General features: G+C 41.4%; 20 protein-coding genes, 1 tRNA gene and 1 pseudogene. 16 read left to right on the top strand and 6 right to left on the bottom strand.

Features of this window, described 5'->3' with window-relative positions; genetic code table 11:
* Window positions 1-150 precede the first annotated feature (150 nt).
* The 8 genes from E7X56_RS02560 to E7X56_RS02595 all read left to right on the top strand — a co-directional run bounded on the left by E7X56_RS02560 (window position 151) and on the right by E7X56_RS02595 (window position 7264).
* Complete coding sequence (locus tag E7X56_RS02560) at window positions 151-642, top strand: GbsR/MarR family transcriptional regulator (protein ID WP_135604570.1); 492 nt, start codon at window positions 151-153, stop codon at window positions 640-642.
* On the top strand, window positions 639-1865 hold the full coding sequence (locus E7X56_RS02565) for a COG1361 S-layer family protein (RefSeq protein WP_135604572.1): 1227 nt from the start codon (window positions 639-641) through the stop codon (window positions 1863-1865). Before E7X56_RS02560 ends, E7X56_RS02565 begins: the two co-directional genes overlap by 4 nt.
* A gap of 118 nt (window positions 1866-1983) precedes the next feature.
* Complete coding sequence (locus E7X56_RS02570) at window positions 1984-3090, top strand: ABC transporter permease (protein WP_244603370.1); 1107 nt, start codon at window positions 1984-1986, stop codon at window positions 3088-3090.
* Between the two features lies 1 nt (window position 3091).
* Window positions 3092-3793, top strand: coding sequence for an ABC transporter ATP-binding protein (locus tag E7X56_RS02575; protein ID WP_135604576.1), 702 nt, complete (start codon window positions 3092-3094; stop codon window positions 3791-3793).
* A gap of 302 nt (window positions 3794-4095) precedes the next feature.
* Window positions 4096-4287, top strand: a complete 192-nt coding sequence (locus tag E7X56_RS02580; protein ID WP_048194214.1) for a TRAM domain-containing protein — start codon at window positions 4096-4098, stop codon at window positions 4285-4287.
* A gap of 389 nt (window positions 4288-4676) precedes the next feature.
* A complete protein-coding gene (locus E7X56_RS02585) occupies window positions 4677-6083 on the top strand; it encodes a DEAD/DEAH box helicase (protein WP_135604578.1) in 1407 nt (468 codons plus the stop codon).
* A 127-nt stretch (window positions 6084-6210) separates the two neighbouring features.
* Window positions 6211-6567, top strand: coding sequence for a CidA/LrgA family protein (locus E7X56_RS02590; RefSeq protein WP_135604580.1), 357 nt, complete (start codon window positions 6211-6213; stop codon window positions 6565-6567).
* Window positions 6560-7264 carry an LrgB family protein gene (locus tag E7X56_RS02595; RefSeq protein ID WP_210409231.1) on the top strand — a complete coding sequence of 235 codons (705 nt, stop codon included), beginning with the start codon at window positions 6560-6562 and terminating at the stop codon, window positions 7262-7264. The genes E7X56_RS02590 and E7X56_RS02595 overlap by 8 nt, the downstream gene beginning before the upstream one ends.
* 298 nt (window positions 7265-7562) lie before the next feature.
* Here the strand turns inward: E7X56_RS02595 and E7X56_RS02600 are convergent, their stop codons facing one another.
* On the bottom strand, window positions 7563-8660 hold the full coding sequence (locus tag E7X56_RS02600; RefSeq protein ID WP_135604582.1) for an ATP-binding protein: 1098 nt from the start codon (window positions 8658-8660) through the stop codon (window positions 7563-7565).
* A gap of 373 nt (window positions 8661-9033) precedes the next feature.
* Here E7X56_RS02600 and E7X56_RS11700 point away from each other — a divergent pair, with 373 nt between their 5' ends.
* The gene (locus E7X56_RS11700) at window positions 9034-9171 is read left to right on the top strand and encodes a hypothetical protein (RefSeq protein ID WP_167879425.1); all 138 of its coding nucleotides are present in this window, start codon (window positions 9034-9036) and stop codon (window positions 9169-9171) included.
* Between the two features lie 148 nt (window positions 9172-9319).
* Here E7X56_RS11700 and E7X56_RS02605 read toward each other — a convergent pair whose 3' ends face one another.
* Together E7X56_RS02605 and E7X56_RS02610 are read right to left on the bottom strand one after the other, a co-directional pair.
* Window positions 9320-9637 carry a hypothetical protein gene (locus tag E7X56_RS02605; protein ID WP_135604585.1) on the bottom strand — a complete coding sequence of 106 codons (318 nt, stop codon included), beginning with the start codon at window positions 9635-9637 and terminating at the stop codon, window positions 9320-9322.
* Between the two features lie 96 nt (window positions 9638-9733).
* Window positions 9734-10225 (bottom strand): annotated as a pseudogene (locus E7X56_RS02610) (class I SAM-dependent methyltransferase); the annotation flags it as partial.
* Between the two features lie 311 nt (window positions 10226-10536).
* On the opposite strand from E7X56_RS02610, the gene E7X56_RS02615 reads away from it, so the two are divergent.
* A complete protein-coding gene (locus tag E7X56_RS02615; RefSeq protein ID WP_135604589.1) occupies window positions 10537-11208 on the top strand; it encodes a molybdopterin-dependent oxidoreductase in 672 nt (223 codons plus the stop codon).
* A gap of 20 nt (window positions 11209-11228) precedes the next feature.
* Here the strand turns inward: E7X56_RS02615 and E7X56_RS02620 are convergent, their stop codons facing one another.
* Window positions 11229-11426, bottom strand: a complete 198-nt coding sequence (locus E7X56_RS02620) for a hypothetical protein (RefSeq protein WP_135604591.1) — start codon at window positions 11424-11426, stop codon at window positions 11229-11231.
* 204 nt (window positions 11427-11630) lie between these two features.
* On the opposite strand from E7X56_RS02620, the gene E7X56_RS12015 reads away from it, so the two are divergent.
* The 4 genes from E7X56_RS12015 (at window position 11631) to E7X56_RS02640 (ending at window position 13924) form a co-directional block, all read left to right on the top strand.
* A complete protein-coding gene (locus tag E7X56_RS12015; RefSeq protein WP_244603371.1) occupies window positions 11631-12401 on the top strand; it encodes a hypothetical protein in 771 nt (256 codons plus the stop codon).
* Between the two features lie 209 nt (window positions 12402-12610).
* Entirely contained in the window at window positions 12611-13021 is a 411-nt protein-coding gene (locus E7X56_RS02630; RefSeq protein WP_135604593.1) for a hypothetical protein, read from the top strand.
* A 61-nt stretch (window positions 13022-13082) separates the two neighbouring features.
* Window positions 13083-13409: a hypothetical protein gene (locus tag E7X56_RS02635; protein WP_135604595.1), complete on the top strand. Its 327-nt coding sequence runs from the start codon at window positions 13083-13085 to the stop codon at window positions 13407-13409.
* Between the two features lie 122 nt (window positions 13410-13531).
* Complete coding sequence (locus E7X56_RS02640; RefSeq protein ID WP_135604598.1) at window positions 13532-13924, top strand: hypothetical protein; 393 nt, start codon at window positions 13532-13534, stop codon at window positions 13922-13924.
* A 103-nt stretch (window positions 13925-14027) separates the two neighbouring features.
* Here E7X56_RS02640 and E7X56_RS02645 read toward each other — a convergent pair.
* Together E7X56_RS02645 and E7X56_RS02650 are read right to left on the bottom strand one after the other, a co-directional pair.
* Window positions 14028-14113 (bottom strand) — tRNA-Ser (locus E7X56_RS02645).
* 90 nt (window positions 14114-14203) lie between these two features.
* Window positions 14204-14926: a peptidylprolyl isomerase gene (locus tag E7X56_RS02650; protein WP_135604600.1), complete on the bottom strand. Its 723-nt coding sequence runs from the start codon at window positions 14924-14926 to the stop codon at window positions 14204-14206.
* A 383-nt stretch (window positions 14927-15309) separates the two neighbouring features.
* On the opposite strand from E7X56_RS02650, the gene E7X56_RS02655 reads away from it, so the two are divergent.
* Window positions 15310-16986: a cell wall metabolism sensor histidine kinase WalK gene (locus E7X56_RS02655; protein ID WP_244603372.1), complete on the top strand. Its 1677-nt coding sequence runs from the start codon at window positions 15310-15312 to the stop codon at window positions 16984-16986.
* 126 nt (window positions 16987-17112) lie between these two features.
* Window positions 17113-18615 (top strand): homocysteine biosynthesis protein, encoded by a 1503-nt coding sequence (locus E7X56_RS02660; protein WP_135604602.1) that lies wholly within the window; start codon window positions 17113-17115, stop codon window positions 18613-18615.

The following is an 18615-nucleotide window of genomic DNA, read 5'->3' on the forward strand; positions in this document are numbered from 1 at the left end:
TGTCAGATTATATCACAACACCTTACAGATCATCTCGTTGACAATTACCTGTGATTTTTAATTTTTATCGAAGTTTCATAATCAAAACATATAAATCCCACATCCACAATATCTATTAATTACTGGAAATTGTGTAAATAAGGCGTTGAAATGAAAACAGCAAAAAAAGAATTTGAGAATCTTGTGTATCAAGGGATGAAATCCCAGGGACTTGATGAACTTTCCTCTAAATTGCTGGCAATACTTTATTCTGCACCAGGTCCACTAACTTTAGAAGAGCTTTCTACAATGACCGGGTATAGTTTTTCAGCAGTTAGTGCGGAAATGAAAATGCTTAGTGGAATTAAATTAGTGGAAAAAACAAAGAAATCCGGTTCAAAAAAATTGTACTTCTCAGTTCAAAGAGATATGCTGACAATGACCATTAATGCAGTAAGATCCAAGAATGAATTCATGGTCAGTCCTGCGCTTAAAGATCTTCCTGCAATAATTGAAAGATGTAAAAATAGTAAAGCAGAGGACTCCGAAGAGATTCTCAACATCATCGAAGATTATTATCAGCAAATGGTTGCATTGGAATTAATTCTCAAAAAATTAACTGAATACACAGAAAATATCAGGGCTGAGGTGAATAAAAGATGAATCCGAATGTAAGACCTTTATGTTTGTTCCTGTTCGTTCTTGCCATTGTTCTAACAGGAGTAGCTGCAGCTGACTTTACCGGCGGGGAGATATGCGTAAACGCAGAGATAACGGAATTAAGCCCCAGTTCGGTAGGCATCGATGAAGAATTCACCCTTGCTATCGATCTCGAGAGCTGCGGTTCCAAAGCCCCTGAAGACATTACCTTTGAAATAATCAGCATTCCTCCGGATATCATCGTCATAGAAGATCTGGTCACCAGAATTGATGAATTCTCATATCCTACAAGTGAAAGGCATCTGGTATACCACATGAGGACAACTCCTGATGCTAATCCCGGCCCTCATATTATCAAGATGAAATTGACATATGCAAATAAGGCTCTTGAAACAACAAAGTATTATGAGGTCGAAGTTAGAGTGACAGGTGAGGATGCAGAACCAAGGATCTCTACTGTCAAGACAAATCCTGAATATATCTATGAAGGGGATACGGTCGACCTGACATTGGGTATAGAGAATTTCGGTGAAGCAATTGCAAAATCTGTATCAGTTAGCCTGGATCATGAGTTTAAAGGAATAAAAAATTCTACAATTGGAACTCTTGGCTTAAATGATAGTCAACCTGCATTATTCAAGTTTAAAGCAAACAAGTCAGGAGAGTTTGAAATCCCTGTTATCATAGAGTATGAAGATGATTTTGGCAAGCAAAAAGATGAATATGACATTAAAATAACCGTGCTTGACAAAAAAGGAAGTCTGAATCTTGCATCTGTAAAGGTCGATCCTGTTCTTCCTTACATGGGTGATACTGTAGAATTGACCATGAGAATCGAAAACTCTGGTGACAGGACAATAAATTCAATAAGGGTCTATGCTGACCATCCATTCAAAGGACTGAAAGAATCCTTTATAGGAACTCTTGATCCGAATGAAGACGGGCCTGCAGTGATCACTTTCATAGCTGACCAACCAGGAGAATATGAAATCCCTGTGACCATAACGTATATTGATGATTTTGGAGAAGAGCAGATCGAAACGAATATCAATCTCATAGTCCTGGAAAGTAATGGTGTAGCAGGAACAGTTGCAATCGTATTGATTATCCTGGCAGTTATCGGAGGATTAATTTACAATAATTATAGAACAAAAAAGTCAAAAGATGAGATAATCAAGCAGTTAATGGAAGGCGGCGCCAGCTCTGCTAAAAACAAAGAACAATGAAGAGGTCTCCAATATGATCAACGATATCAGGGTGGGAGCTCTCATTGCATCAAGTAGTATAAAAAGAGGGAACAAAAAAACACTAATGTTCATAGTTTTTGTTCTCTCGCTCATTTTTATGAACTTAGTGTTCCTCCCATCCATGATAGGGGGAATGATGGTTCTATTTACTGCATATATGCAGGACTATCCTTACGGGGATATTGTCATTGAACCATCAGGTGACAACACCTACATCAACGATGCTGATAGCGTCTTGCAGAAGGTCCGGGCTGTCGAAGGAGTAAGGGCCGCAACAAAGAGACTGGATGTGGGGGCATCTATTGAGCATAAACAGAATGTCGTGGGTGTAACTTTAACAGGATTGCTTCCGACAGAAGAGTATGAAATTTCGCGATACCCATACATTATCACTGAAGGGGATTTCTTAGGGGAACTTTCCCGGGATGAGATCATCATTGGTGCTGCAATCGCAGGCACAAGTCCAGTTTTTGGAGAAATATATGATGACCTGGGTGAAGCCAGAGCAGGATCGCTTGTTGATGTAACATACAGCAATGGTGTAAAAAGGACCTATAAGGTCAAAGGCATCATGGAAGGCACATTCGAACTTGTTGACCTTAATGCCCTGGTTCACTACAAAGAGATCGAAGATGTGTATGATCTGGAAGGGAGTAAAGCTACCAGTGTAGTTGTAAGGGTTGACAAGTCCGGGACTGAAGAGGAGGTTCAGGATAAGATCCGGGAAGCCGGCGTGAACGAGCAGGTTTTCACATGGGCTGATAAATCAGAGACTCTCATAAAGCAAGCAATGCAAAGCATGGGGGCAATAGATGCCATGTCAAAGTTTGTGAGCCTGATCGTGGGTGCGGCATTGATCCTCATCATAATCTATATCAACGTGCTTCACAGGAAAAAAGAGATCGGCATTTTAAAAGCAGTAGGCATAACCCCAAGATCGATAGTGTTGTCCTATGCGTTCCTTAGCTTGTTCTATGTTTCCTTAGGAATACTTGCAGGATTGGTTTTATACCTCTCACTTATGCTTTACTTCCAGGCAAATCCGGTAATATTTTACGAAACCATGGAAATTAGGCCCGTGATCGATCCTATGCTGCTGATCCAGAGCATGGTTACCATGCTTACACTATCAGTGATAGCCGGCACACTTCCTGCATGGAGTGTATCAAAGGAGAGCATACTCAAAGCCATATGGGGAAGATAATATGATCGTTGTGAAAGACCTGAAAAGATATTATGGGTCAGGGGAAACTGCTGTCAAGGCTCTCAATGGTGTTTCGTTCGAAATAAAGAAAGGAGAATTTGTAGCGATAATGGGTGCATCTGGAAGTGGGAAAACGACCCTGCTGAGGATACTGGCATTACTGGACGACGCAACAGATGGGGAATATACCATTCGGGGATTAAAGGTTTCCAGCCTGCCGGAAGCAGAAAGAAGTTATTACAGGCTGACACAGGTCGGTTATGTTTTCCAGGATTATGCACTCATTAATGAAATGAGCGCTGCAGAAAATGTCTATGTGCTTTCCATGATGGAAGGTAAGTCCAAAAAGGAATCCTATAAGATCGCTCTTGAAGCACTGGACAAGGTTGGTCTTAAAGATAAACCTGACAGGGTCCCTGATGAACTCTCCGGTGGAGAAAAACAAAGGGTGGCTATCGCAAGGGCCATAGCAAAGAAACCCGACATAATGTTTGCTGACGAGCCTTGTGCAAATCTGGACAGAAGAAACTCAAAACAAGTACTGGATGTGTTCAAGGAATTGAATGACAAATATGGTCAGACAATTGTGATGGTGACACACGAGCCATGGCATGTTGAGTATGTTGACAGGGTGATCACTCTCGAAGATGGTATTTTAGTTAGCGATGAGCAAGTAAACGAAAAAGAGGCAAATGAAGTATAATTCCTATAAAACCTCTTTTAATTTATACAAACTCATACAAATTTATACAAATATATTCAAATTCAAATTTTGGTCAATGTCATGATTTCTGGTAACTGTATGAAATATGGATCACTGCACGAAAAGGTTTATATAACATCATTACTTGGTAAGAGTGCTTTTAGAGGCAAAAACTAATTTAATAAATTATAGGTCTAGATGGTATTTCCTTAACTGTATTTACTATTTTTTCGTATGTTTACTAGAGTCTGTTTATTATCTTTTTAAGCACTTTAAAGGAAGTGAAATATTTGTTCAACAACATGGAATCAACTGCTCCAGTAGAAGCTGGCGAAACATACGACGTAACAATTGAAGATACCGCAAGAGAAGGCGATGGAATCGCTAGAGTAAGCGGCTTTGTAATCTTTGTCCCAAGCACAAAAGTTGGCGATGAAGTAACAATCAAGGTTACCAAAGTAATGAGAAAATTCGCATTCGGCGAACTCGTTTAATTACTCTAATTAATTAAACATGTTTGGAAGGTCAAGTTTTTGATCATCCATTCTTATTTTCTTATTTTCTTATATTTTTATATGGACATTTTGTCCTGTTGCAATTTACTTATCAGAATCAACAAGCAAAACGTAATCGATCATTAATCATGAGGGAGATACAAATATATAGATGGTAACTTTTAATGATCGGACCTATCAGAATCTGCTTTGTGATTCCTGTTTGATATTATTAAAAGTGTTCAATAATATTATCATTCAATTTATAGACCTTTACTGTGCGCAATTAACTGGAGGGGTTGACCCATAAACCAGCATGATCTTTTCTTATCATATAAGATGAGTCAGATCAATTTCCAACGATTTTTAACTCTAACCCGAGGTATAACGTGTCATTTGATAATCTAAATCTAATATTCCCGCTTCAGCGGGCATTGTCCGAGGAAGGGTATACAACACCCACTCCTATTCAGGAACTATCCATACCCCATCTGTTGAATGGTAGGGATATGATAGGTATCGCTCAGACAGGTACAGGCAAGACAGCTGCATTCATATTGCCAATTCTTCACAGTATGTCTGCATCCTACAAGGCACCACGTCCGAGATTTCCTCGAGTGCTCGTGCTTGCACCCACAAGGGAGCTTGCAGCACAGATCGGGGATAGCTTTGCCACGTATGGCAAATTCACCCGTTTCAAGCATACGGTGATATTCGGAGGTGTTGGTCAGACACCACAGGTAAGAGCTCTTTCAAAGGGTGTAGATTCCCTTGTAGCAACTCCTGGCAGACTGCTGGACCTGATAGAGCAGGGACATGTCAACCTTTCAAATGTGGAATATTTTGTACTTGATGAGGCGGACAGGATGCTTGACATGGGCTTTCTCAATGATGTGTACAAAGTTGTTGGCATGCTGCCAAAAAAGCGTCAGTCACTTTTCTTTTCAGCTACCATGTCCCCGGAGATATCCACGCTTGCCAGAAAACTGTTAACGAATCCTGCGCACGTAGAGGTTACCCCGCAGGCAACAACTGTTGAACGCATAGACCAGTTCATCTTTTTCACGGATTCAGAGGATAAGAACGAATTACTCTTACACTTACTAAGGGGCAAGCATCTGGAGTGTGTTCTCATATTCACACGTACAAAGCACCGTGCTAACAAGGTCACTGAGATGCTTAACAAGAACAATGTCCCTGCCGGTGCTATTCACGGTAACAAGTCCCAGACCCACCGTACAAAAACACTTCAGAGCTTCAAGTCCGGACAACTGCGTGTACTGGTTGCAACAGACATAGCTGCCCGGGGAATCGATATCGAGGACATATCACATGTAATAAACTATGACCTGCCGAATATCCCTGAGAGCTACGTGCACCGCATAGGACGTACAGCAAGAGCAGGAGCTGACGGAACAGCATACTCTTTCTGTGCAGCGGATGAGCGTGACTTCCTTCGTGATATCGAAGAACTCACCAACATGGAGATCGATGTCGCTGAACATAATTATCATTCCGAAAAGGCAAAGAATGCCACCGGTGATGCAGCAAAGCCAGCTCCAAAACAACAGAGAGGACGAAAGGGAAGTACCGGAGCTAAAGGCAGAGGCAGAGGCAAAAAGGGTGAAGGTAAAGCTAAAAAAGGAAACGTCAAGGCTAAAAAGGTAGAAGGCAAAGCTGGGCGATCAGAAAATCCCAACAAAGGCCAGGGTAGGAATCAGACAAAGAAAAAGTCTGGTCAAAACCCAAATAGAAGCTCTGGTCGGAATTCAGGTAAGCCCAGAAACCAGCAGTAATTGAGCATTTTCTTTCGTCAGGTCCATGAATCAATTCATGGACCGAAACTGCTATTATTTGCTACTGACCTTACGCCCGCCTAATGCCAAATGCTTCGACTTTATCTAATATAATGAAAGTGATCTAATGAAGCGTATCATTCAGTTCGCCATAATTCTTGTTATATGCTTTATGGGTGATCTCATCCATAATTTCCTTAACCTTCCCATTCCTGGAAGTGTGCTGGGAATGCTGCTATTACTGGCACTTCTGCTAACTGGTATCCTCAAGCTATCCATGATAGAAGATGTAAGCAACTTCCTGCTGAAGCATCTTTCATTTTTTTTCATACCGGCGGCTGTGGGGCTGATAACCTGTTTCTCCATACTTGAAGGAAAATGGACTGCCCTGTTGTTCATATCCGTAGTCTCGACCATCATCATTGTAGTAGTGACCGGCATAACAGTACAGATACTGATGAAAAGGAGACAATCCTTTGAGTGAACTTATTTCTTCTCTGGTGAGATCTCCGATCTTTGGCATAGGGCTATCCCTATTAACATTCTATGCAGGCAGCTTGCTCTACAAAAAGACGGGTTCTCCCTTACTAAACCCACTTGTGCTGAGTATGCTGGTGATAATGGCCCTTCTACTAAGCTTTCATATCACCTTTGATGATTACAACAGGGGAGGACAGTTCATATCTTTCTTCCTTGGGCCTGCTACGGTTATCCTGGCTGTGCCTCTGTATAAGAAAATTAGTATTTTTAAGGAAAATGTCATTCCAATACTTGCAGGGATAATTGTAGGCTCGACAGCAGGTATTGTGAGCATAATCGTCATGTGCAAGATGTTCGGGCTTGATCATCTACTAAGCATCTCCATGATACCAAAATCTGTTACAACACCCATCGGAATAGAGATCTCGAACCAGCTTGGTGGTTTACCATCCATAACTGTTGCAGGCATCATTTTCACAGGAATAGCAGGCATTCTGCTGGGTCCTCTGATCTGCAAGTTGTTCAGAATAGAAGACAAGGTAGCGATCGGAATTGCCATAGGAACCTCTTCCCATGCTCTCGGCACGACCAAGGCCGTTGAGATAGGAGAGGCCGAGGGAGCCATGAGTGGGCTTGCGATCGGCATTGCCGGATTGGTGACGGTGTTCCTTGCTCCGATACTGGCTAAGATCCTGCTGTGAAATAAGTTGTAGCTTTCCAATAAGTCCAGCAATAATAATTGCCATTACTTCCCTGGTCGGATCTGTTTTTTATGGGCATGGCATAAACTCTGACTTCGGCATTGAATCGATAATCATATTCCCTATCCTCTACGGCATCATAGGACTTATCTTAGGTATCATCATGGCAGCCATATACAACTTTGTAGCTGGTATCACAGGTGGTTTGGAGATTGAGGTCGAGAACGATTAATGATCAATATTGCTAACAAAATACAAATGCTGTCTACTAAAGCAGTTGCATTCGAGCTAATATTAATCAACTGGATGTATTTTCGAAATTTGTTGGTATACTAAACCCGAAGGTACTTCCTTTTCCAACTTCACTTTCTACCCAAACCTCACCACCATGCATCTCTACAAAATATTTCACAAGAGCAAGACCCAGGCCTGTGCCACTATATTCCTTTGAGAGTGATGAATCCACCTGACTAAACGGATTGAACAGTTTCTCCTGATCATTTGGTGAGATGCCTAAACCGGTGTCTTCTACAAAAATAGAGGCCTGCTCATTCGATGTGTTCACTCTTATTGTCACAGATCCTCCCTTATCGGTAAACTTAATAGCATTGCTTACAAGGTTATAGAGAATCTGCCTGAATTTTACTGAGTCCGCCACTATTAGGGGATTTTCGATATTTAATATACATTTCAGTTCGATGTCCTTCTTTTTTGCAAGAGGCGTCATTGTCGCTTTGATTTCATTAATGACGTCGTGAATAGCAAACTTTTCAGGGAAAAGTTCCATCTTACCAGCTTCGATCTTTGATAAATCCAGCATATCATTGATCAGTTCCAAAAGATGCTTACCACTTTTATTAACATTATATAGATAGCGTTTCTGAATTTCATTCAAGGCACCAAAGTCCTCACTACAAAGTATATCCGAGAATCCGATGATTGAATTGAGAGGGGTTCTTAGTTCATGGCTCATATTTGTGAGAAATTCCGATTTGGCCCGGTTAGCAGCCTCCGCAGCAAGTTTGGAATTGAGCATTGCTTCTTCTGCTTTCTTGCGTTCGGTTATATCTCTGACAACGGCTAGAATTGCAGGGCTTCCTTTGTATTCGATTGGACGAATATTAAGTTCAATTGGTACTAAAGAACCGTCTTTGCATCTGCACATAGTTTCGACAATTCCACCTCCCTGATTCAATTTTCCAAACATTTGCTCATATAATTTTTCTCTAAATTCCGGGGGTGTTATATCCATTCCCGTCATTTGTAGTAATTCATCCTTTTGATATCCCAAATCATCACAAGTAATCTGGTTTACTTCCAAAAAACGTCCTTCAAGATTATAGATAAGAATTCCATCGTTTACGGAATTAAAAATAGTTTCAAAAAGTTTCTCCATTTATTCCCACCAGCACATAAGACTAAAACAAATTTCCAATAAAGTACCTATGTCAGTAAATATATAGATTTCCTAAAAGCGCTCTGTAGAAATCCTCCTTCCGAAATTCGAACTTTAAAATATTTCACGCTTTTACAAAATACAAGTGCTGTCTATCGTGCTTTGCATTACATGAAGCAATTGAAAACGTTTTGCAGTTTAAGATCAGACCTTAGAGGGCAAATATACCAAAAGTCCATTCGATTGGAATAGTTCAATTTATGGTAATCTATCGGGAGTGTCATTTTCACGTAGTAAATGTAAGAAGAAGGAAATCTCAAGATTAAAAGGAGTTTGATCAACTACGATCTTTAATTGTGGAGGTAATGATACTATGACAGAAGAAAATAAATCAAGATTTAGGGCTGAATTGGAGGACGGGCGAATATACGATTCCGATACACCTGTGACTGACAAGGATAGGAAAGCAGCACAGGCTTTGTGGGATGAGCTTACAGGGGACCAGGAATAAGGCCACAATGATTCAAGGGGACAACGACCACATCACCGTGTGGGTAAAAATAGGCATACCTAGGTAATACTCAATGCTGCAAAATACTACAAAAACAAATAATCAAAAAAGAAGGCTGCACACCATCCTCCTTTCATCAATCGCTTCTTCAGGATTCCCTGTGGTGCTCGGTTGCTGAGAGCAGGTCAATGCCGGCGTCAGTGAGCCTGTAGATGTCTTCTTTGATCACTACGATATTGGCATTTGTCAGGAAATCCATGTGATACTTGAAGGCGTTATCGTCAACCTCCACCTCTTTCTTGAGTTGTTCTTCCGGTTTCCCGAAAACTCCTATGGCGCCTACCATCTTCCTTCTTATTGGATGGGATGCGGCTTTGTCAAGCATTTCATGCTCTTTCTTTACCCTTTCTCCTTCTGAAGGTTTCTGCATTATCAGATCATCAAGTTCATCGTAATCGTCTTCCATTTACTTTTCACCTCTTCAGTTGAGCGAAGATATCTATAATGATTAATCATTTATAACACTATCGTTTTCGTTTTGATCAAATATCTGATTTGTGTGTCACTTATTTGGTTTGCTGACCAAAAGCCTGAATATATCTGTAAAGGTCATGTTCCTGTCTTCTATGATCGTCGCTCCGCCTTTTTCTATATTGCCACGTGTGTTGCGATTCACATTAAAGCCAAAAAGCCCGTATGTTATCGGGTTCATAAGGTCCTGCATAAAAGCTATCAGGCGGTTTTTGGTGCGGACATGCTCCAGGTTGATGATTTTCCCGTCGGGTTTGCACACTCTCACACATTCTTCCACTCCTTTCACCGGGTCAGGGATCGAGCAAAGCACAAAGGTCATCACAACAGAATCGAATACGTTGTCCTTGAAAGCAAGATGCTGGGCGTCCATCAGTATCAGATTCACATCAACACCTGTCGCTCTTTTTTTTGATTTTGCTGCCATTCCCGGGGAGAGGTCGATGGCCACCATACTCACGCTTTCATCTTTGGGATAGTAGCTGAAGTTCTTTCCGGTTCCGAAGCCGACTTCGAGGCACCTGCCTTCAACCTTTGAGAATACCTTACCTCTCCATCTTTTAAAGACGAGCTATTCCATTATGCCTTCAAAAAGGTCATAAACATGTGAGTAGCGGTTATACCTGTGAAGTACTTCTTTTGTTTCTGCCACCCTGATTCTCCATATAAATTCTGCTCATATGGTATATTTAGTTTCTTCTTTTAATTTATTAGGAGTTTGACATGAGTTTATTGGGGGGGGTTGAAACTTTTATTTTCAGGCTCTTTTACAAAGTTCTTTCACAAAAGACATTTTATCCATCAGCACCAACCCTTCTTAGGGAGGGTTAGCATATGAAGTGGGCATTAATTGCAATTCTGGTATTTCTTGTATCTCTTGTAATATTATCTTCAGGCTGTGTGTCTTCAGATACAGATGATGGTAGCGATGGGACCTATGGGGACGAAGTTGAAACCCTTGAGTATCAGGGAGTGGAGCTAACTCCTATCAGTGAGCAGAGGAACAACGCCATAAAAGGAACTCAGCGGATAAATGATGACACATACCTGCTAAGGATCGGTGGTATGGTGGACACCCCTCAATCTCTTACCTACGGTCAGGTCACTTCATACCCGAACGTTTCAAAGGTAGTGATCCTTGATTGTGTCGAAGGCTGGAGCTTCGTAGCAAAATGGACGGGTGTTCCTGTAAAGACCCTTCTTGATGATGCAGGTGTGCAGGACGGGGCTACAACTGTGATATTCTATTCCGAAGATGGCTATTCAACGGCTCTTGATCTGGACTATCTTGTTGACAACAACATCATCCTCGGGTACAAGCTGAATGATGTGACACTTCCACAGGATAGGGGTTTTCCATTCCAGCTTGTGGCAGAAGGCAAGTACGGCTACAAGTGGGCAAAATGGGTGACTGGCATCGAGGTCACAGATGAACCTTATGAAGGGTACTGGGAATCCAGGGGCTACAATAATAATGCCGATGTCGGTGGTCCACGCTTTGGCTGAGGATTAACAGTATTTTGCTTTTAGTCCTTTGAGTAGATCGTGTATTCCACGATCAGCAAAAATAGCGGGAACAAAGTGCATAACACGATCTGAGTATCTGATCCGATCACTTCGACCTCGCTGATCATGTTCAGTGATCTGAATATCAGGAAAATTATTGCTCCTAGCGTAACGCTCTGGAGGATGCCAAAGATCCAGAAGATATTTTTGTTTTCCATTTGTGAACTCACATATTTATTTTTGTTCTTTTGTTCCTTAACGTTTTCCGCACAGCACATTCTGATTAACTTGGTTGGTGCTTTGTTTATGCCTGATCAGTTGAGTTTATGAATAATGGATGAAGTGTGATTAAAGCAAAAATCTTATATAATTTGTTAGAATATTTTTTAATTGTTTTAAAGTTGATATGGGGTACTTTTAAAATGCCAAAGATCGGAACTCAGGAGAGATACATGATAATTTTTGCAGTGCTGCTGGTATTTGTGATGGTTCTAGCATCGGCAGGGCTCGAGATCGCAAAACAGAATGAGAACGAAACTGATGCTGAGCCTTTGGTCGCAGGGTCTGATGATGCCCCTGCTGAAGGCAGTGAAGCAGCAGTAACAGCGGCAGAGTCAAGCGAAGATACTCTTAATACCAGCTCCATCACAGAGAACGAGCAAAGCACTGAACCATTGGCTGAGCAGGTTAGTGATAACTCTGGTAAAGTTACGATCGGGATCAGTAGCTGTCTCGAATACTTAAGCCATGAAGATCTGAGTGATCGGTCCGATGTAATTCTCATAGGTACGGTCAAGGAGATCCTGCCATGCAAATGGAATACTGTCGATGGGGAAAGGCCAACCGATGATATCTATGATCTAGGATGGAATGTTCTCATCTATACTGATGTAGTGGTAAGTGTGGATCAGTATCTCAAAAATCCATTGTCTGAAAAGGAAGTCATCGTTAGAACACAAGGTGGGGACGATGGTTATGTCATCATGGATGTGGAAGATGAACCTTCTTTTGCGTCCGGAGAAAAGGTGTTGCTTTACCTGACAAACGACACATACCCGCCTACCAAGGATTTTGGTCCAGAACACTTTGTGGTCACTGGTGTTTCACAGGGCAAATTCACACTAACGGATGATGGAAGAGCTACCCAAATCGGTGAATCACTCACTCTGGATGAGCTTCTGGAGACGATCTGATCTATGCAACAATAACCGGATGATATTATGCCTGCATCATGTCTACAACCACTCATCCGTGGAGTGATCATGTTCATTATCGCTATCCCGGTTACGTATTTCATGTTCAATGAAATAAAATGGAAGTTGGTCTTAGGTCTGACTATTGGTACAACCATTGGAGCATTCATAGGGAGCTTGCTCTGATAGGCAGATGCCTGAGGTGGAATATGCAAAGAAGAAATCCGGTCATTGTTGCAATTCTGGCGGTCGCGCTCGTAGGACTTATACTTCTTGCTTTTATAGCTGCTGTTCCCAAGTTGCAGATCGATGGTGCAGTACTGAGCATTGAGAACAAGGACCTTGTTGATCATGAAGTAAGGGTGAAGATACTTGATCCGGAAGGTGTGAAGCTATATAATGAGGTGTATCTCATAGGGGCAAATGAAGAAATTAGAATTAGGAAGTCAGTTCCTACAATAGGGATGTATACGTACAGGCTTACGCTGGATAATGGATCTGTTACGACTCAGAAAGGCAGTGTTGAATATTCTACAAATGTGGGAAGCTCAGAGCATCTGGAGTTTATGATAGCTTCTGATGGCGGTTTGATCGTGTATGAGGGTTCTACTATCGCATGATCTGGATAGTGCTAATATTGGGGGATTTGATGAGTGTTCGGTGAGCCAGGAGATATTTGTGTTGGGTATTGAACAGCCGGTTGGTGTGATCTATATGCAAAGTAAAAATAGGAATCGAAATGAAAATATAATTGGTGTTCTGATAGTTATAGGAACGCTTACAGTATATCATTTCCTTTCTATTGAAACAACTGTAATACCAGGATTGTTTCACTATCTGCCACAAAAATTAATTCCTTATTTTTTCGTGGTCTTGCCTGGTGTTCTTTGTGGGTGCATATTCGCCATGTTCACCAGGAATATGGTCAAGATACTACTTGCAGGGATCTTAACGATCATATTGTGGATTTACTGGTTTTCCGCTATATTCCCAGCTTTAACTCTTTAATCTAGTTCGAAAACTGATTCAGAATATATCAATAAATTTTAGTACAGGATAGTTTATTTTCAGATCTACAAAGAAAATATTCTCGTATAGTTGTAATTCTTCTGATCTTGATCGTGGGAATTATGGTGGTAAACTTCACTTTCAAGAATGCATACAATTCTGACTCCGAGAATAGATACGAGCTAGATCCTTTAAGATTTGATATCTGGAGCTACAGCCTGGATCCTCATAAAGTTGAAGTGAATGTTTTTGATGAAAACAACAATTCGATATTTAATGAAAGCTATATGATCAATTCAAGTGAAGGAATATATTCTCCTGTGATTGTTCGTTCTCCTGTAGTTACTTCGACTTTAGGATCTTACAAATATGTAGTTACTCTGGATGACAACATTACACGGGTGGAATATGTTCAAGTGCGATATGCGCAAACATTGAGTAGCTCTGATTATTTATCGATAGAAATTTATGACGATGAGGAAGAACCCCTTGTGTTTAGCATTGCAGTTGCTTAAGATTATGAAAGTTTGATGATGATCAAGCTATCACAAAATACAACTTCAGTCTACTAAAGCAATTACATTCGAGCTAGAAACAATCACAAAAAAAAGATGTGGACGCTGAGGAGGAGATTCGAACTCCTGCAGCGCGTTAGCACTACCGGTTTTCAAGACCGGCGCCGTAGTCCACTTGGCTACCTCAGCAAATGAATGTTTCCTAAATAGTGTTTTCAGGTATAATACTTTTGCTCCGATATCATGATATCGGGCCTCCAGAAAAGAATGTGAAGAGGTTTACTCTTCACTTTCTGTGATCTCTTCCTCAGCTTCTGCTTCTTCGACAGGTGCCGGGGTTTCAACTGGGTAGGTTTCAACGTAGCTTACTTCGTCAAGACCTACATATTCTATAAGTTCATTTGCAACTCTTCCCTTTGCCATGAGCCAGCGCTGGTTGAATGAAAGCATTGCAGGTACCTGAATAGCTGCTTTGTTGTCATTGACCTCTACTTCAAGGTCTGGTACTCCTGTGTAGAGTGCAAGGAGGCCTTTTACCTTCTCAGCAACGTCTTCGATCTTCTCATTGATGGTGTAATCGTAGGTAACTTCCTTTCCTGCAAGTGGGTGGTTGAAGTCAACACGTACTCTGCGTCCGATGACCTTTGTGACGGTACCTCTCTTGTTGTCGATCTCGATGTTCATGCCAGGGTGTGCTTTCTGGTCCTTGAACTTTGTAAGGGAAATGTTCTCAACAAGTTTAGGGTCATGTTCGCCAAAACCATCCTCTGGTGCGATAACAACGTTACCGTTGTATCCAACTTCCTTGCCTGCAAGATCGGCATCAAGACCTGCAATGGTGTGTCCTGCGCCTACGATAACTACATCGCCACCGTACATGCCGCGTGGGTTATAGATCTCGTTCTCTTTTGCAAGATCTTCATTGGTTGTATCAAAGATCTGGTCTTCGTCGAACTTTCCGGTGTATGACAGCTTAATAACGTCTCCTTTTTCTATTGCCACTATAATCAACTCGATTAAATTTGTAAGTATTTAGTTAATATCCAAGTGTTTGATTTATACAAGGAATTTCTTCTGGCTATACTCTTTTGCCTTTAATAAGTTTTTGGGATAATTTCCGGATGATGCTGTTCAAGAAAAGGATTCCAGCTTTAGCTGACCGTACTCTCTAAAAAAATTCGTCATTTGTCCTGTGTACTTTTGGTTAATTGTATAATTTCCAGTATCGGCCTCATCATCATGATAATAATTATTCAATCTGCTAACAATCGTAACTCAATTGGAATATATTTATTATTATACAAATCCCAACATATACATATTTATATATGCGTATCACAATTGATTATATACAGTCTACAATCTGGCCAATGGGATGAGGTCGTATGAATGAAGAACAAGATATATCTATGGATATTTGTGGAAAGGTCGATCTGGAATCTATCTTAAAACAATCTCTTGAAGAAATAAAAGATTCAGCTGAGACCAGGGTTCGGCTGGAGTCTATCATTAACAGGAGTCCTGCAGCAATATTTTTCTGGTCTGCGCAAGAAGGTCGCCCTGTAGAATTTGTGACAGAAAATGTTGAAAAGTTTGGATATACAGAGGAGGACTTTGTATCAGGAACTCTGCTTTATCATAATATATTGCATCCGGATGATCGGGACAATGTCCAAAAACTGATCGATGAAGCTGCTGCTGAAGGAAAAGAACAGTTCAACTGTGAATACAGGCTTCTGACAGAGTCTGATGATGTCCGGTGGGTATATGAGAGCACTTTGATCGAAAGGAATGCTGATCAAAGTATAAGTCATTTTTATGGTATCATTTTTGACATAACAAATCGCAAGCTTGCTGAAATGGAAATCGCGAACAATGAACGTGATATTTCTGTACTTTATTCTGCAGTCACACTTGCATCTGAGTCACTGGATATCGATGACCTGCTTTCGGAGATCCTGATGGAGATCGGCGATCTTCTGGATATCGATGCAGGTGGCGTGTATATTATCGATCACGATAAACGGGAGGCCAACCTCAGGGCACATATTGGACCTGAAGATGATCTTGCATCCAACATTTCTTACTCTAAGGAAGAGGACATGTTCAAGAATGTTGCAGACCTTCCAAAGCATGCCATTATCTCAGAAGAGGTTATCAGGAAGGATTCTCGCTTTGTAACAAGGAGCAACCTTACATTCTATCTTTATTCCAGGGACAAGGTCGTTGGTTTTGTTCTTCTGCAGATCTCGGACGATGAGTCAATTAATGAGAAGAACATAAAAGTTCTTGAACACGTGGGAAAACACATTGGTATTGCCATCGAGAATGCCCAATTGTTCGAAAAGACGCAGGGAGATTACGAGGATCTCAGATCCGTCGACAAAATGAAGAATGAGTTCTTTGCAAACCTCAGCCATGAACTGAAGACTCCTATGATCTCTATCAAAGGTTTTAGCGAACTTCTGGGTGAGGGGAAATTCGGTCCACTGAGCATCGAGCAGAAAAGAGCTAACGATGCTGTTGTAAGAAACGCTGAGAAGCTCAGAAGCCTTATTGATTCCTTGCTTTACATGAGCATGGAAAAAGAAGGCAAATACAAATACAATTTCACAACGGTTTCAGTCAGGAGATTTATCCTCAATTCTATTGAAGTTGCACGTGCCCAGATGGGGGCGAACAATATTGTCTTCAAAGAAGAAGTTCCTGATAGCATTCCAAACATCTGTGGTGACGAAGAACGTCTGACAACTGCATTGAACAATATTCTTGATAATGCGGTCAAGTTCATGTCTGAAGGAGAAGTGGTAATTTCCGTTCAGGATGAAGCAGATTATATTCATATCCGTGTGAAGGACAATGGTATTGGAATTCCCAAGGATAAGGTGGATAAGGTCTTTGAAAGCTTCTATCAGGTGGATGGATCTCTTACAAGGATCCATGGCGGTACTGGTCTGGGTCTGCATGTATCCAAGAGGATAGTTGATGTCCACAATGGTAATATCTGGCTGAAGAGCCTGGAAGGTTTTGGTACCACTGTACACATAACGTTACCAAAATAATTCCATCCTTTTCTTTTTTGCTTTCTCTTTTTTTGATATTGAAGCAAACTTACCTGAATTTTTAAATTACCGGAAGTAATATATGCACGTTTGATTATTACTCAATATAATGCAGAGGTAATGGACATGGTCAAAAAATCAATTCATGAGATCAATGGCAGGATACGCGATGGTAGTGTTAATGTTGTAACTGCTGAAGAAATGGTGGATATTGTAGGCGAATTAGGGGCAGAAGGTGCCGCTAAAGAGGTAGATGTTGTTACGACAGGTACCTTCGGAGCCATGTGTTCCTCAGGTGTATGGCTGAACTTTGGTCACTCGGAACCTCCTATCAGGATCGGCAAGTTATGGCTTAATGACGTGGAGGCATATTCCGGGGTTGCTGCCGTGGATGCCTACATAGGTGCAACACAGCAGTCCCAGTCAAAGGGCATGGAATATGGCGGTGCACATGTAATAGAGGACCTTGTTCGGGGTAATTCCATTGACCTGCACGGTACATCTCCTGGAACAGACTGCTATCCAAGAAAGGTCATTGATACGACCATCAACATATATGACCTGAATCAGGCTATCATGCTCAATCCACGTAATTCCTATCAGAAGTACAATGCTGCGACCAACAGCACAAACCACACTCTGCACACTTATATGGGTTCACTGCTACCTCATTGTGGAAATGTTACCTACTCCGGTGCCGGAGTACTTTCGCCTATGCACAATGATCCGAACTATGAGACCATTGGTACCGGCACACGTATTTTCCTGGGTGGTACTCAGGGGTATATTGTGGGCGAAGGAACACAGCACTCCCCTGCAGCAGGTTTTGGCACACTGATGCTAAAAGGCGACTTCAAGAAAATGAGTTCGGAATATATACGTGCTGCAACATTCGAAGGCTATGGCACATCACTGTATGTGGGAATGGGTATACCAATCCCGATTCTCAATGAGGATCTCGCAAAAGCCACTGCAATAACAGATGATGATATTGTCACTAACCTGCTTGACTACGGAATTCCCAGCAGGGACCGGCCGGCGCTCAGGGCAGTGACATATGGTGAACTTCGTTCCGGTTCTATAGATATTGACGGAAAAGAAGTTCCAACCTCTCCAATGTCAAGCTTCAAGAAATCACGTCAGATAGCCAATGAGCTAAAGGAATGGATCAAGGCCGGTGATTTCCTTGTAAGCATGCCTGTGGAACGTCTTCCTACGACCACATCATGCAATGCAATGAAACAGACCAATGTGAATCTACTTGTGGTGGATATTATGTCCTCCGATGTTACCACTATCCATGAAGATGCAGGTTTCCATGATGCTGCTAAGATCATCATGGAAATGCAATTCAACCATTTACCTGTGGTAGATAGTGGAAATCATCTTGTGGGAATTGTCACTGCATGGGATATATCAAAGGCTGTGGCAAAAGATGAACATGATCTTGTCAAGGATATAATGACCCGAAATGTTGTCACGACAAGTCCTGATGAAGCTGTCGACATTTCAGCTTTCAAACTGGATAGCAATAATGTTTCGGCACTTCCGGTGGTTGATTCTAATAAGCATGTTCTGGGTATAGTCACAAGTGATGATATCAGCAAATTGCTTGCAAGGAGGCACTAA

Source organism: Methanococcoides sp. NM1, from assembly GCF_900774285.1.
Lineage (GTDB): Archaea > Halobacteriota > Methanosarcinia > Methanosarcinales > Methanosarcinaceae > Methanococcoides > Methanococcoides vulcani.

Bases quoted from the DNA above. Each gene is read 5' to 3' on its own strand.
- E7X56_RS02560 (WP_135604570.1), top strand. From the start codon at position 151: ATGAAAACAGCAAAAAAAGAATTTGAGAATCTTGTGTATCAAGGGATG.
- E7X56_RS02565 (WP_135604572.1), top strand. From the start codon at position 639: ATGAATCCGAATGTAAGACCTTTATGTTTGTTCCTGTTCGTTCTTGCC.
- E7X56_RS02570 (WP_244603370.1), top strand. From the start codon at position 1,984: ATGAACTTAGTGTTCCTCCCATCCATGATAGGGGGAATGATGGTTCTA.
- E7X56_RS02575 (WP_135604576.1), top strand. From the start codon at position 3,092: ATGATCGTTGTGAAAGACCTGAAAAGATATTATGGGTCAGGGGAAACT.
- E7X56_RS02580 (WP_048194214.1), top strand. From the start codon at position 4,096: ATGGAATCAACTGCTCCAGTAGAAGCTGGCGAAACATACGACGTAACA.
- E7X56_RS02590 (WP_135604580.1), top strand. From the start codon at position 6,211: ATGAAGCGTATCATTCAGTTCGCCATAATTCTTGTTATATGCTTTATG.
- E7X56_RS02600 (WP_135604582.1), bottom strand. From the start codon at position 8,660: ATGGAGAAACTTTTTGAAACTATTTTTAATTCCGTAAACGATGGAATT.
- E7X56_RS11700 (WP_167879425.1), top strand. From the start codon at position 9,034: ATGACAGAAGAAAATAAATCAAGATTTAGGGCTGAATTGGAGGACGGG.
- E7X56_RS02605 (WP_135604585.1), bottom strand. From the start codon at position 9,637: ATGGAAGACGATTACGATGAACTTGATGATCTGATAATGCAGAAACCT.
- E7X56_RS02615 (WP_135604589.1), top strand. From the start codon at position 10,537: ATGAAGTGGGCATTAATTGCAATTCTGGTATTTCTTGTATCTCTTGTA.
- E7X56_RS02620 (WP_135604591.1), bottom strand. From the start codon at position 11,426: ATGGAAAACAAAAATATCTTCTGGATCTTTGGCATCCTCCAGAGCGTT.
- E7X56_RS12015 (WP_244603371.1), top strand. From the start codon at position 11,631: ATGCCAAAGATCGGAACTCAGGAGAGATACATGATAATTTTTGCAGTG.
- E7X56_RS02630 (WP_135604593.1), top strand. From the start codon at position 12,611: ATGCAAAGAAGAAATCCGGTCATTGTTGCAATTCTGGCGGTCGCGCTC.
- E7X56_RS02640 (WP_135604598.1), top strand. From the start codon at position 13,532: ATGGTGGTAAACTTCACTTTCAAGAATGCATACAATTCTGACTCCGAG.
- E7X56_RS02655 (WP_244603372.1), top strand. From the start codon at position 15,310: ATGAATGAAGAACAAGATATATCTATGGATATTTGTGGAAAGGTCGAT.
- E7X56_RS02660 (WP_135604602.1), top strand. From the start codon at position 17,113: ATGGTCAAAAAATCAATTCATGAGATCAATGGCAGGATACGCGATGGT.